The 13,572-nt window shown below is 71.1% G+C and carries 13 protein-coding genes; 10 read left to right on the plus strand and 3 right to left on the minus strand.

What is annotated here, in order from left to right; translation table 11 throughout:
* Positions 1 to 223 precede the first annotated feature (223 nt).
* From ACFVW8_RS22345 to ACFVW8_RS22375, 7 genes are all read left to right on the plus strand, one after another.
* Positions 224 to 1,192, plus strand: a complete 969-nt coding sequence (locus tag ACFVW8_RS22345; protein ID WP_389692634.1) for an NADPH:quinone oxidoreductase family protein — start codon at positions 224 to 226, stop codon at positions 1,190 to 1,192.
* The gene (locus ACFVW8_RS22350; protein ID WP_389692636.1) at positions 1,189 to 2,376 is read left to right on the plus strand and encodes an acyl-CoA dehydrogenase family protein; all 1,188 of its coding nucleotides are present in this window, start codon (positions 1,189 to 1,191) and stop codon (positions 2,374 to 2,376) included. Before ACFVW8_RS22345 ends, ACFVW8_RS22350 begins: the two co-directional genes overlap by 4 nt.
* Positions 2,373 to 3,491, plus strand: coding sequence for an acyl-CoA dehydrogenase family protein (locus tag ACFVW8_RS22355; RefSeq protein ID WP_389692638.1), 1,119 nt, complete (start codon positions 2,373 to 2,375; stop codon positions 3,489 to 3,491). Before ACFVW8_RS22350 ends, ACFVW8_RS22355 begins: the two co-directional genes overlap by 4 nt.
* Before the next feature lie 234 nt (positions 3,492 to 3,725).
* Positions 3,726 to 4,616 (plus strand): phosphatidylinositol-specific phospholipase C/glycerophosphodiester phosphodiesterase family protein, encoded by an 891-nt coding sequence (locus tag ACFVW8_RS22360; RefSeq protein WP_389692640.1) that lies wholly within the window; start codon positions 3,726 to 3,728, stop codon positions 4,614 to 4,616.
* 156 nt (positions 4,617 to 4,772) lie between these two features.
* Positions 4,773 to 4,967 (plus strand): hypothetical protein, encoded by a 195-nt coding sequence (locus ACFVW8_RS22365; protein ID WP_350998335.1) that lies wholly within the window; start codon positions 4,773 to 4,775, stop codon positions 4,965 to 4,967.
* Between the two features lie 244 nt (positions 4,968 to 5,211).
* Positions 5,212 to 5,970: a hypothetical protein gene (locus ACFVW8_RS22370; RefSeq protein ID WP_389692642.1), complete on the plus strand. Its 759-nt coding sequence runs from the start codon at positions 5,212 to 5,214 to the stop codon at positions 5,968 to 5,970.
* Positions 5,971 to 6,089: 119 nt separating this feature from the next.
* A complete protein-coding gene (locus ACFVW8_RS22375; RefSeq protein ID WP_389692644.1) occupies positions 6,090 to 7,688 on the plus strand; it encodes a hypothetical protein in 1,599 nt (532 codons plus the stop codon).
* Positions 7,689 to 7,712: 24 nt separating this feature from the next.
* On the opposite strand, the gene ACFVW8_RS22380 is transcribed toward ACFVW8_RS22375, so the two are convergent.
* The 3 genes from ACFVW8_RS22380 to ACFVW8_RS22390 form a co-directional block, all read right to left on the minus strand.
* Positions 7,713 to 8,075: a DUF779 domain-containing protein gene (locus tag ACFVW8_RS22380; RefSeq protein WP_389692646.1), complete on the minus strand. Its 363-nt coding sequence runs from the start codon at positions 8,073 to 8,075 to the stop codon at positions 7,713 to 7,715.
* 127 nt (positions 8,076 to 8,202) lie between these two features.
* Positions 8,203 to 8,901, minus strand: coding sequence for a response regulator (locus tag ACFVW8_RS22385; RefSeq protein ID WP_389692648.1), 699 nt, complete (start codon positions 8,899 to 8,901; stop codon positions 8,203 to 8,205).
* Positions 8,898 to 10,496 (minus strand): ATP-binding protein, encoded by a 1,599-nt coding sequence (locus tag ACFVW8_RS22390; protein ID WP_389692650.1) that lies wholly within the window; start codon positions 10,494 to 10,496, stop codon positions 8,898 to 8,900. The genes ACFVW8_RS22385 and ACFVW8_RS22390 overlap by 4 nt, the downstream gene beginning before the upstream one ends.
* A 218-nt stretch (positions 10,497 to 10,714) precedes the next feature.
* On the opposite strand from ACFVW8_RS22390, the gene ACFVW8_RS22395 reads away from it, so the two are divergent.
* From ACFVW8_RS22395 to ACFVW8_RS22405, 3 genes are read left to right on the plus strand one after another with little or no spacing between them, the layout of a single operon-like run.
* A complete protein-coding gene (locus ACFVW8_RS22395; protein WP_389692652.1) occupies positions 10,715 to 11,530 on the plus strand; it encodes an ABC transporter ATP-binding protein in 816 nt (271 codons plus the stop codon).
* On the plus strand, positions 11,520 to 12,383 hold the full coding sequence (locus tag ACFVW8_RS22400) for an ABC transporter permease (RefSeq protein WP_389692654.1): 864 nt from the start codon (positions 11,520 to 11,522) through the stop codon (positions 12,381 to 12,383). The genes ACFVW8_RS22395 and ACFVW8_RS22400 overlap by 11 nt, the downstream gene beginning before the upstream one ends.
* Positions 12,384 to 12,427: 44 nt before the next feature.
* The gene (locus ACFVW8_RS22405) at positions 12,428 to 13,465 is read left to right on the plus strand and encodes an ABC transporter substrate-binding protein (RefSeq protein WP_389692656.1); all 1,038 of its coding nucleotides are present in this window, start codon (positions 12,428 to 12,430) and stop codon (positions 13,463 to 13,465) included.
* Positions 13,466 to 13,572 lie beyond the last annotated feature (107 nt).

Consider the following 13,572-nt stretch of genomic DNA (forward strand, 5'->3'; position numbering starts at 1 on the left):
GGCGTCTGGGGGGGGGGGCTGTTGGTGGTGGTCGCCCGCCGGCGCCGCCCGCCCCCCGGCGCGGCCCCCGCCCCCCCGGCCGGGGGGGGGGCCCCCCCCCCCCCCCACCGCCGTGTCACGGTCCGGTGGAAACGGTCACCCGCAGGCTGTTCCCACAGGGGCAAGCGACCGCTTAGTATGCGCCGGAGCAGTGGTAATGCCGACAGTGTTGTGGAGGCCCCTCATGCAGGCATGGCGAGTGCATCGGAACGGCGAGCCGAGCGAGGTGATGCGGCTCGAAGAGACGGACCGGCCCACGCCCGGCGACGGGCAGGTGCTGATCGAGGTGCTCGCGGCGAACATCAACTTCCCCGATGCGCTGCTCTGCCGCGGCCAGTACCAGGTGCGGCCACCGCTGCCGTTCACGCCCGGTGTGGAGATCTGCGGCAGGACCGAGGACGGCCGCCGGGTGCTCGCCACCCCCGCTCTGCCGCACGGCGGCCTCGCGCAGTATGTCGTCGCGGACGAGGCGGCCCTGCTGCCCGCCCCCGAGGCCCTCGACGACGCGGAGGCCGCCGCCCTGCACGTCGGCTACCAGACCGGCTGGTTCGGACTGCACCGCCGGGCGCGGCTCCAGGCGGGCGAGACCCTCCTCGTCCACGCCGCGGCAGGCGGCGTCGGCAGCGCGGCCGTCCAGCTCGGCAAGGCCGCGGGCGCCACCGTCATCGGTGTGGTCGGCGGCGCCGAGAAGGCCAAGACCGCCACCGCGCTCGGCTGCGACCTGGTCATCGACCGGCGAACCGAGGACATCGTCGCGGCCGTCAAGGAAGCCACCGGCGGGCGCGGCGCCGACGTCGTCTACGACCCCGTCGGCGGCGACGCCTACGCCAAGTCCGTGAAGTGCATCGCCTTCGAGGGCCGGGTGGTCGTCGTCGGCTTCGCCAGCGGTGTCATCCCCACCCCGGGGCTCAACCACGCCCTGGTGAAGAACTACTCGGTCCTCGGGCTCCACTGGGGTCTGTACAACACCAAGGACCCACAGGCGATCCGTGACTGTCACCGGGAGCTGACCCGGCTCGCGGCCGAGGGCGTCATCAAGCCCCTGATCAGCGAACGTGTGGCGATGGACGGGGCGGCTTCCGCCGTTCAGAGCGTCGCCGACGGCACCAGCACCGGCCGCATCGTCGTCCTCCCCTCGGGAGCCGCCCGATGACCGCCCCCGACGCCGCCGAACTGCGCCGCCGCACGCGGGAGCTGCTCGCCGCCCACCCGCCGGCCACCACCGACCGCACCGACTTCCTCAAGGCGCGCTTCGACGCCGGACTCGCCTGGGTGCACTACCCGGCCGGACTCGGCGGACTCGACGCCCCGCGCTCCCTGCAGCCCGTCGTCGACGCCGAACTCACCGCGGCCGACGCACCGGACAACGATCCGCGCCGCATCGGCATCGGCCTCGGCATGGCCGCCCCGACCGTCCTCGGGTACGGCACCGACGAGCAGAAGAAGCGCTTCCTGCGCCCTCTGTGGGTCGGCGATGAGGTGTGGTGCCAGCTCTTCAGTGAGCCGGGAGCCGGTTCCGACCTGGCCGCCCTCGGCACCCGTGCGGTGCGCGACGGGGAGGACTGGGTGGTCGACGGACAGAAGGTCTGGACGTCCAGCGCCCATGTGGCGCGATGGGCGATCCTCATCGCCCGCACCGACCCGGACGCGCCCAAGCACCGCGGCATCAGCTACTTCATCTGCGACATGACCGACCCCGGCGTCGAGGTGCGGCCGCTGCGCCAGATCACCGGCGAGGCCGAGTTCAACGAGGTCTTCCTCACCGGGGTGCGCATCCCCGACAGCCACCGGCTCGGCCCGGTGGGCGAGGGCTGGAAGGTCGCGCAGACGACGCTCATGAACGAGCGCGTCTCCATCGGCGGATCCCGAATCCCGCGCGAGGGCGGCATGATCGGCCCGGTCGCCGCCACCTGGCGCGAACGCCCCGAACTGCGCACCCACGATCTGCACCAGCGCCTGCTGACCCTCTGGGTGGAGGCCGAGGTCGCCCGGCTCACCGGCACCCGGCTGCGCCAGCAGCTCGTCGCCGGACAGCCGGGCCCCGAGGGCTCCGGCATGAAGCTCGCCTTCGCCCGGCTCAACCAGGAGATCAGCGGACTCGAAGTCGAACTGCTCGGCGACGAGGGGTTGTTGTACGGCGACTGGACGATGCACCGGCCGGAGCTCGTCGACTTCACCGGACGCGACGCCGGCTACCGCTACCTCCGCTCCAAGGGCAACTCCATCGAGGGCGGCACCAGCGAGGTACTGCTCAACATCGTCGCCGAACGCGTGCTGGGCCTGCCCGCCGAGCCGCGCAACGACAAGGACGTCGCCTGGAAGGACCTGTCCCGATGACCGAACGGACCGAAGAGAGCCATGCGCCCGACCTGCTGTACTCGGAGGCCGAGGAGGATCTGCGGGCAGCCGTCCGCTCGCTCCTCGACGACCGGTGCGACGCGCCGGGCGTGATCGCCCGAACCGAGTCCGGCACGCCGTACGACCCGCGGCTCTGGAAGGCGCTCGCCGCCGACATCGGTGCCGCCGGACTCCTGGTGCCGGAGAAACTCGGCGGCCAGGGCGCCGGCCACCGCGAGGCCGCGGTGGTCATCGAGGAACTCGGCCGCAGCGTTGCCCCCGCGCCCTATCTGACCAGCTCCGTCGTCGCCACCGAGACACTGCTTGCGCTCGGCACGCAGGACGGGCCGGTGGCCGGACTCCTCGCCGACCTGGCGTCGGGCCGCAAGGTCGCCGTACTCGCGGTGCCGTTCTCCGCCGCCGCGCCGGACGAAGCCACCGTGGCCGCCGGCCTCGACGGCACGCTCGGCCCGATCGCCGACGCGGCCGTCGCCGATGTGCTGCTGGTGCCCACCGCCGACGGTCTGTACGCCGTGGAGACGGCCGCCTCCGGGGTCACCGTGGAGCCGCTCGTCGCGCTCGACTTGACCCGCCCGCTCGCCACCGTCACCCTCACCGGCGCCACCGGGACTCGCCTCGCGGACTCCGGCGCCGCACTGGAAGCGGTCCGCAGGGGGCTGTTGGCCGGAGCAGGCCTCCTCGCCTCCGAGCAGCTCGGACTCGCCGAGTGGTGCCTGACCGAGACGGTCCGCCACACCCGGGAGCGCCACCAGTTCAACCGCCCGGTCGGCTCCTTCCAGTCGCTCAAGCACCGCATGGCGCAGCTCTGGCTGGAGGTCGTCTCGGCGCGGGCGGCCGCCCGCAACGCCGCGGACGCGCTGGCCACCGACAGCCCCGACGCGCCGCTGGCGGTGGCCGTCGCGCAGGCGTACTGCTCCGGGGTCGCCGTCCACGCGGCAGAGGAGTGCGTCCAGCTCCACGGCGGCATCGGGATGACCTGGGAGCACCCGGCACACCTGTATCTGAAGCGGGCCAAGGCCGACTCGATCGCATACGGCTCGGCGGGCCGCCACCGCGAGACCGTCGCGGAACTGACGGAGCTTCCCGCGCCGTAACACCGTCCGCAGGCTGCGAGGTACCGGAGCGGGAGCACGGGGCGACGTGCTCCCGCTCCGGCCTGCGCGCGGCGCGGCGGTGCCGCGACGGAGGGCGGACGCCGGGCGGAACGGCAGCCGAAGAGCCGGTGGCGAACAGGACAACTCTCCCAGAGGTCAAGCCGGTTGGCGGCAGGCAGCTCCATACTCGGTCGCGTCCGCCCGTCCGGCACGCCCTCGCAACCGGGAGAATCCATGGCGTTCCCCACTCGCCGTCGCGTCGTCACCACCGCCCTGGCCGCCACGGCCGCAGGAGCCCTTCTGCCACTCCGGCCGGCCGCCGCGTCCGAAGCCCGGGCGGCGGCCGGGCCCGGCCCGGGCCCGCGGGCGCTGCGGCGCGCCCACGCGCACAACGACTACCTCCATCCGCGCCCGCTCCACGACGCCCTCGCGCAGGGCTTCACCAGTGTCGAGGCGGACATCTTCCTCGTGGACGGGGAACTGCTCGTCGCCCATGAGGCAACCGACCTGGACCCGGCCCGCACCCTGTCCGCTCTCTACCTCGAACCGCTCCTCGCCAGGGTCCGGGCCCACCGCGGAACCGTGTTTCCCGGCGACCGCACCCCCGTACAGCTGCTGATCGACATCAAGACGGACGGAGCGGCGGCCTACCAGGAGCTCGACCGTCAACTCCGCCGCCACCGGCAGATGTTCACCTCCTTCCAGCACGGCCGGGTGCGCCCCGGTGCCGTCACACCCGTCATCTCCGGCGACCGGGCGGCCCGCGTACCGATGGAGGCACAGCGCACCCGGTACGCCTTCTACGACGGCCGGCTCGACGACCTGGGCACCGCGGCGACCGCCTCCTTCATCCCCCTCGTCAGCAGCAGCTGGACCGGGGCCTTCGGCTGGCGGGGCGACGGTCCGTGCCCACCGGCCGAGCGGGACACACTGCGCTCCCTGACGGCCGCCGCCCACCGCCAGGGCCGGCGTGTGCGCTTCTGGGACACCCCCGACGTGCCAGGCCCCGCACGTGACGCGGTCTGGTCCGAACTGCTGGCCGCCGGCGTGGACCACCTCAACACGGACGATCTGGCGGGACTCGCCCGCTTCCTCCGCGAGCACGGCCGGAGCGGCCGGGGATGATCCCCGGTACGACTGGCTGACCGGGTGCGAACCGGCTCGTCGGCAACGGTCCATCCGTACCCGTTTGGCGGACACGCCAGTGCGCCGGATGGCTCCTCCGCTACGCCACACTGGCGGCCGAATGCCGCAATTCCGGCGCGGCGGAGGAGGTTGGCCATGGCCATTTCGATCTCACTGGTGCTGCTTCTGCTGATCCTGGCGGTGATCTTCCTGCGCAACGGTGGGCTGAAGGTCTCGCACGCACTGGTCTGCGCCCTGCTGGGCTTCTTTCTCGCCGGGACGAGCATGGCACCCACCATTCAGGAGGGCCTCACCGCCACCGCCGACGTCGTGAGCAGTATCAGGCCCTGACCCCGGCGGCGCTGAAGAGCCGACCGGCCGCGGCGGGTGCGTAAACCGTGCAGAGACGGTCCGGGTTGATCCAGTGCATGGTTATTTCGGTCATTCAGTTGTATTACGCTCCCATTCGGGGACCTTGGTCATTCGGGTGTGAAACGGTCTGTCCGGGGCGCGGAACGACAGGGACCGCGGCCCCGTCCGGCGCGGCAACGGCCGCCGGACGACGCACCGAGCCCGGGACCGGGAGAACGCAGCCATGTCATTCACCCCACTCGGACGTGAACCGGGCTCCGTGCACCACGAGCACTGCAACAGCAGCCGTTGCTGCCGGTGCCAGCAGCGGCCCTGGACGACGGCCGTCGGCTTCGAGCGGCTCTGCGGGCTGTGTGCCTCCTGCTGCCGGGAGTGCGGCCGGGCGCCCGCCCGGCACCTGGACGGTCTCGACCACGGACTGTGCGGTGACTGCCGGGGTCTGTGCGGCCGGTGCCGGACCCCGCTGTCGGCGGACGGCGACTGCCAGTGCCGTAAGTGGCAACGGCCGGGGCCGGACCCGGTCGGCTATCTGCTGCACGCGCTTCCGCAGCCGCTGATGAGGGAGTTCGGCGCCCGCTATCCGTCCGAACTCGTCGATCTGATCCACCGGGAGCTCGGCCGGCGCAGCGCGGACCAGCTCCTGGACCGGGTCGAGCGCCGGTGGAACGCCCGCTGGGCCCATGCGCTCCAGGAGAAGAACGACGAAGGCCGGCTCCGCTGGCGGCCCATGGAGATCGCCGAACGCCTGCTGTGCGGGGCGCCCTGCGCCGACCCGCAGTGCGAGGACGGCCGGCTGATCCACACCGACAGCGCGTGCCCGCGGTGCGCGCATGCGCTGCACCGGTTCGTGCCTGCCCAGGCGGACCGCAGGGCGACTTCGGACCGGGCGAGGACGACGGCCGCCGAGATCCGACGCGAAATGCTCGACCGCCGTACCGGCGAACGCCAAAGGCCCGGCCGACCGGGCCGGGATCAAGCGTGAGCGGCAACATTGCACGGCCGTGAAGCGTCCATGAAACGCACCGCGTTTCCATGGACACCTCAAGGACCTCGCCCTAACGTCGGGCGGCGGCGCGACGCCGCCCCCGACCGAGGAGCCCGATGTCCCCGCTGTCCCCGCTGTCCAGAAGTGGGCCCGCCCGTGCACTGGCCCTGACCCTCGCCCTCTGCGCCACCGTACTCATGGTCTCGACCTCACCCGCCTCGGCGGGTGAGATCCCCCGCGCTCCCGGACACCGCCTGGTGAGCGACTACGCGGGCGCCCCTGCGACAGCCACGCCCGTCCCCGGACAGGCCCCGCCGCAGCACCCGTTCCTCGCCCCGAACGGCCGCAGCGGCATGCACGCCGACGCCGCAGGCAGCGGCACCCACCCGTACCCGGGGCCGCTCGGCCGCGATCCCGAGGTCAGCAGCGAGCAGATCGCGCCGATCGGCGGCGAATGCGCCACGACCACCTTCGACTCGGCGGGCCGGCTGATCACGGTGTGCGGCACCTTCACCGGTTTCCTGCTCAAGCTGCTCGATCCGCGCACGCTCGACACCCTCGCCGAGTACGCCCTGCCACAGCGCTCCTCGACCGTCGAGGCCATCACCCGGCTCGACTTCTCGAAGATCTTCAAGGACACCTCGGGCGGCGCCTACTTCTACCTCGACAACCAGGACCGGGTGGTGCTCGCCGACTCGCGCCAGCACATCCAGCGGATCGCGCACGAGCAGGCAGCCGACGGAAGCTGGCGTTTCTTGGCCGTCGACGACTGGGACCTCACCGGACAGGTGCCGCACGACTGCGTCAGCTGGACCAACCTCTACCCCAGCGGGACCTGCGACCCCGTCACCTCCGTCATGCCTGACTGGCAGGGCCGCATCTGGTGGGTGACCCGGCTGGGCAGGGTCGGCACGGTCGACCCGGGGACCGACGCCGTCCGGTCGGTGCAGCTGGCCGGGGAGGAGATCCAGAACTCGTTCTCGGTCGCCGAGGACGGTGTCTCGATCGTCACCGACCACGCCCTCTACAGCTTCGCCGCGTCGGCCGACGGGACCCCCGCGGTCCAGTGGCGGCAGACGTACGACCGGGGGACCGGCACCAAACCCGGCTCGGTGAACCAGGGTTCGGGAACCACCCCGGACCTGTTCGGCGACGGCGACGACTATGTGGCCATCACCGACAACGCGGACGACCGGATGAACGTCCTCGTCTACCGGCGCGGCCCCGGCGTCCCCGACGCCCAACGCCTCGTCTGCAAGGTCCCGGTCTTCGGCTCCGGCGCCTCCACCACCGACAACTCCATGATCAGCTGGGGCAACAGCCTCGTCGTCGAGAACAACTACGGCTACGAGAACCTCACTTCGCTGCTGCTCGGCCGAAGCGTCGTCGGCGGAGCGGCCCGTATCGACGTACGGCCCGACGGCAGCGGCTGCGACACGGTGTGGCAGAGCGCCGTCCGCTCACCCTCCACCGTGCCCAAACTGTCCACCGCCAACGGCCTGCTCTACTTCTACGAGAAGCAGCCGAGCAGCCTCGGCATCGACGCCTGGTACCTCACGGCCGTCGACTTCCGCACCGGGGAACGCCGTTGGACCAAGCTCACCGGTACCGGCCCCTCGTACGACAACAACTGGGCGCCGGTCACCATCGGACCCGACGGCACCGCGTACGTGGGTGTGTTCAACGGCATCGTGGCGGTACGCGACACCGGCTGACCCGAGGAGCGGGGCGGTTCCCGGTCAGCTCCCCACGAGCCGTGAGCGGATCAGGAACCGCACCCCCTCCGGGGCCTCCAGTGAGAAGCCGCTGCCCCGGCCCTCCACCACATCCACGATCAGCCGGGTGTGCGCCCACACATCGGACTGGCTCCTCGACATCCAGAACGGGACCGGCTCCGCCACCCCGTCGACCTCCAGGGAGGCGAGGAGCACATCGGAGCCGCCGGTGCGGAACTCCCCGTCCTGATAGCACATGGGCGCGCTGCCGTCGCAGCAGCCGCCCGACTGATGGAACATCAACGGCCCGTGGAGCTCGCGCAGCCGCCGCACCAGATCGGCTGCGGCGGGTGTGAGCTCCACCGGCGATACGTCCGCGGAGCTCATGGCAGCGGTACCTCGGATCGGTTCACGGGTAGGCCCCTCTTCCGGCGCCGCGGGCAACGCGGTGCGTATGTGGCTCCCATCCAACCCGGCCGGACGTTGCAGAAGGGTTGCGGGGGAGCTGCGCAACTCAGCCCGCCGCCGCCCAGGCGTAGCGGTGTTCCGGACGGCCGGTGTCGCCGTACTTCAGGCTGAGGCTGATCCGGCCCGCCCCCTCCAGGTACTTGAGGTACCGGTGTGCTGTCGACCGGCTCAGCCCGGCCCGGGCGGCGACCTCGTGCGCGGACAGCGGCTCACCGGCCGTGGACAGGACCTGACGGATGACGTCGGCAGTGGGCGCCGAGTGCCCCTTGGGGAGCCCGGCCGCGGAGACGGCCTCCGAGGTGCGCAGCGCCCCGAAGATCTGGTCGACCTGCTCCTGACCGGCTTCGCCTCGGCGGCTCTCCACACCTTCCAGGGTGCGGCGCAGCGTCGCGTAGCTCTCCAGTTTGGAGCGCAGGCCGCCGAAGCTGAACGGCTTGACCAGATACTGCAGTGCGCCGTACCGCATCGCGGTCCGCACGGTCACCACGTCTCGGGCGGCCGTCACCATGATCACGTCGGCCGGATGGCCGAGCTGGTGCAGCTGACGTACCAGGGTGAGCCCCGTGCGGTCCGGCAGATAGTGGTCGAGCAGGATCAGATCGACATGTTCGCGGCTCAGCACCGACAGGGCCTGCGCGGCGGTGTGGGCGCGGGAGACGACACGGAACCCGGGCACCTTGGCCACATAGGCCGCGTTGATCTCCGCCACCCGGAAGTCGTCGTCGACCACCAGAACGTCTATCACTGCGACTCTCCCACTTCGACTCGCTGCCGGGCGGCGAGCGCCTCCGGCAGGACGACGGTGAAGACCGCGCCGCCGCCGGCCCTGGCCGTGACCCGGGCCGCACCGCCGTAGCGCTCGGCCAGACGGCGCACCAGCGCCAGTCCGAGTCCGCGCTCCCGGTGAGCGGGGGACTCCTTGGTGGACCAGCCCTCCGTGAAGATCTGCTCCCGCATGGCGACGGGCACCCCGGGGCCGTTGTCGCTGACCCGCAGCACCGCGGTGGTGCTCTCGGCGAGCAGCTCCACCTCGACCAGCGTCGCGATGTCCAGCGCGTTGTCGATGAGGTTGCCCAGCACGGTCACCAGATCGCGCGGGTCCACCACGACGTCGGGCAGCCGGGTCGCGGGGGAGACCAGCAAGGACACCCCGCGTTCGGCGGCGACGGCCGACTTGCCCACCAGCAGGGCCGACAGCAGCGGGTCGTTCACCCGCTCGGCGACCTGCTCCGCCGACGCCCGGTGCCCGTCGGTCACTTCGGTGACGAACTCCACCGCCGCCTCGTGCCTGCCCAGCTCCAGCAGACCCAGCAGGGTGTGCAGCCGGTTGGCGTGCTCGTGGTCCTGGGCGCGCAGCGCGTCGAGCAGTCCGTGCGTGGAGTCCAGCTCACGGCCGAGCAGTTCGAGCTCGGTGCGGTCGCGCAGCGTCACGACAGCTCCGCCGTCCCCGGTCGGCATCCGGTTCGCGATCAGCACGCGTCCCCGGGAGACGGTGAGCAGATTCGCGCCGTCGACCCGGCCCGCCAGCACCTCCGCCGTACGGCCCGGCGGCAGCACCTCGCCGAGCGGCCGGCCGACGGCGTCCGGGGTCAGCTCCAGCAGCCGCTGGGCCTCGTCGTTGAGCAGCCGGATCCGCCCGCGCGAATCGAGCGCGAGCACCGCCTCTCTGATGCTGTGCAGCATCGCCTCGCGCTCGTCCAGGAGTGCCGAGATGTCCGCGAAGGCCAGCCCGTGGGTGTTGCGCTGGAGACGCCGCGAGACGGCGAGCGCCGCCAGCACGCCTGCGGCCAGGGCGGCGCCCGCGTACTGCAGAAGCACCGGAATGGTGCCCAGCAGCCCCTGCCGGACACTCTTGTAGGCGATCCCCACCGAAACGGCCCCGACCACGGTGCCGGACGCGTCCCGCAGCGGGACCTTGGCCCGGGCCGAGCGGCCCAGGGTGCCGATGTCGATCTGCATGATCTCGCGGCCGGCCAGCGCGGTGCTCGGATCGGTCGAGACGCGCTCGCTGATCCGGTCGGTCTCGGTGTGCGACCAGCGCACGCCCCGGGTGTCCATCACCACGATGTACAGCGCCCCGGTGGCCCGCCGGATCTGCTCGGCCTCGGCCTGCACGGGCCCGGACGGGCTGGGCTCGGTGGTGAGCAGCTTTCCGACCAGGCCCGGTTCGGCGGCGGTGGTCTGCGCGATGGAAAGGGCCCGGCGCATTGCCTGGTCATCGAGCTCATGGCTGAGCGGGGCCAGGAAGAGCCCGGTGACGAGCATGACCACTCCCGTCGTGATGACCACCTGGGTGAGCAGGACCTGGGCGAAGACACGGCGGGGCCAGTGAATCCGCATGCCTGTGTCCTCTGCTCTTCCGCGGCCCTCGAATCCGGCTCCCCGATTCGTTCGGTGTAAACGCAACGTAAACGCCGCTGACCTCGCTGCCTAGCCCTTGTCCCCGCTTCGTTGCACGTGCGTGAGCACAATGAGCAGAACCACGGGTAACGGGCAGAACCCGCAGTTGTGGGCGCAAGGCTCCCGCCGCGGCCGAAGGGCCCCTAGCGTCCCGCCCCATGAACAGCGAAACGAGTCCCGCCATCGAGCTGCGGGGGGCGAGCAAAGCGTTCCGGACTCCGTCGGGGGCGCTCCACACCGCCGTACGGGATCTGGATCTGACGATCGGCAGGGGCGAGTTCGTCGCCGTCGTCGGCCCGACCGGATGCGGCAAGTCGACGACCCTGACCCTGATCAGCGGCCTTGAGGAGCCCACCGAGGGCGAGGTGCTGGTCTCCGGCGAGCCGGTGCGAGGCATCGGCGACAAGGTCGGCTTCGTCTTCCAGCAGGACGCGGTGTTCCCCTGGCGGACCGTCCTGTCCAATGTGATGGCGGGCCCCCGCTTCCGGGGTGTGCCGAAGGCGGAGGCGAAGGAGCGTGCGCGGGCCTGGCTCGACCGGGTCGGCCTGTCCACCTTCCAGGACCGCTATCCGCACCAGCTCTCCGGCGGTCAGCGCAAGCGGGTCGCCCTCGCGGCGACGTTCGTCAACGACCCGGAGATCCTGCTGATGGACGAGCCGTTCTCGGCACTCGACGTGCAGACCCGGGCCCTGATGTCCGACGAGCTGCTGGAGCTGTGGGGCGGCACCGGAGCCTCCGTCGTCTTCGTCACCCACGACCTGGAGGAGTCCATCGCCCTCGCCGACAAGGTGGTCGTGATGACCGCGGGACCGGCCACGGTCAAGGAGGTCTTCGAGATCGGCCTGCCCCGTCCGCGCAAGGTCGAACAGGTCCGGCTGGAGCCCCGGTTCCTGGAGATCTACCGCGAGATCTGGTCCTCGCTCGGCGAAGAGGTCCGCATCACCCGCGAGAGGGGTGCCGCCGATGTTGCCTGAAGCCGTCACCACGGATGTCGCCGTGACCAAGTCCGGACGCACCGAGGCCAGGGCGCGGGCCGCCCGCAACCGCAGGCTGCTGGTGCTGGCCTGCCGCATCGCCGTGCTCGTCGCGGTCGTCGGTCTGTGGGAGTGGCTGGCCAGGACCGCCGTCATCGATCCGTTCAACTTCTCCATGCCGTCGAAGATCTGGGACCAGATACACGTCTGGGTGACCGACGGCACCGCGCAGGGCTCCCTGTGGGAGCAGATCTGGTACACGCTCTACGAGGCGCTGCTCGGCTGGATCATCGGTGTGATCGCCGGGGTGCTGCTCGGCATCGCGCTGGGCCGGGTCCGCTTCGCCGCCGATGTGCTCGGCCCCTACATCAAGGTGCTCAACGCGCTGCCGCGTATCGTGCTCGCGCCGATCTTCCTGATCTGGTTCGGCCTCGGCCCGGCGTCGAAGGTCGCCTCCGCGGTCGTCCTGGTGTTCTTCCCCGTCTTCTTCAACGCCTTCCAGGGAGCCAGGGAGGTCGACCGCAACCTCGTCGCCAACTCCCGGATCCTGGGCGCCAGCAACCGGCAGGTGACCCTTCAGGTGGTCATCCCCTCGGCCACCTCGTGGATCTTCACCAGCCTCCATGTCAGCTTCGGCTTCGCGCTGATCGGCGCCATCGTCGGTGAGTACATCGGCGCGACCAAGGGACTCGGTCTGCTGGTCGCCGCATCGCAGGGCACCTTCAACTCCGCGGGCGTGTACGCCGCCATGGTCATCCTCGCGATCGTCGCCCTGCTCGCCGAGGGGCTGCTCACCTTCCTGGAGAAGAAGCTCTTCCGCTGGAAGCCGGCCGACGCCGACACCGCCCGCTGAACGCCCCGCCCCTCTTCGCCGCTTCTCACAAGGACGTGAACCAGATGCGTATGACCCCCCGGATCCCGGCACTCGCCGTCGCCGGAGTGCTCGCCGCGGCGAGCCTGACCGCCTGTGGAGGCGACTCCACCTCCGCGTCCGGCGACAAGAACGACAAGGTCAAGATCATGGTGGGCGGCCTGGACAAGGTCATCTACCTGCCGGCGATGCTCACCGAGCGGCTCGGCTACTTCAAGGACGAGGGCGTGGCCGTCCAGCTGCTGACCGAGCCCGCAGGTGTCCAGGCGGAGACCGCGCTGGTCTCCGGCGATGTGCAGGGCACGGTCGGCTTCTACGACCACACGCTGGACCTCCAGGTGAAGGGCAAGCACGTCCAGTCGGTGGTCCAGCTCTCCCAGGCCCCGGGAGAGGTCGAGATCGTCTCGGACAAGGCGGCGGGCGACATCGGCTCGGCAAAGGACTTCAAGGGCAGGAAACTGGGTGTGACGGGGCTCGGCTCCTCGACCGACTTCCTGACGAAGTACCTCGCCGTGAAGAACGGCGTACAGACCAGCGAGTTCACCCCCGTCGCGGTCGGCGCCGGGCAGACGTTCATCTCCGCTCTCCAGCAGGGTTCCATCCAGGGCGGCATGACGACCGACCCGACCGTGGCCACCATTTTGGACAAGAAGCTGGGCAGGATCCTCATCGACATGCGGACGCCCGAAGGCTCCAGGAAGGCGCTCGGCGGGCTCTATCCGTCCTCCAGCCTGTACATGCAGACCGACTGGGTCAACGGCCACAAGGCGACCGTGCAGAAGCTGGCCAACGCCTTCGTGAAGACCCTGAAGTGGATGTCGGCGCACAGCGCGGACGAGATCGCCGCGAAGATGCCGGCCGACTACGCGCAGGGCGGCGGCGCTGCCCTCTACGCGCAGTCCATCAAGAACACGCTGCCCATGTTCACCACGGACGGGGTGATGCCCCCTGACGGCCCTGCCACCGTCGAGCGGGTCCTGAAGGCCTTCAACCCCAACCTGAAGAACGCCGACGTCGACCTCTCCAAGACGTTCACCACGGAGTTCGTGAAGAAGACGCACTGAGCGGGAGAAGGCGCACCGAGAACAGGTTCGCCCGCGCGCCCGTACGCCGGCGCGAGCGCGCGCGCACGCATGTGCACCAGGACTGTCGGCTCGCGCGGAACCTCGGA

The organism is Streptomyces sp. NPDC058221 (assembly GCF_042882365.1).
In the GTDB taxonomy this organism is placed as follows: domain Bacteria; phylum Actinomycetota; class Actinomycetes; order Streptomycetales; family Streptomycetaceae; genus Streptomyces.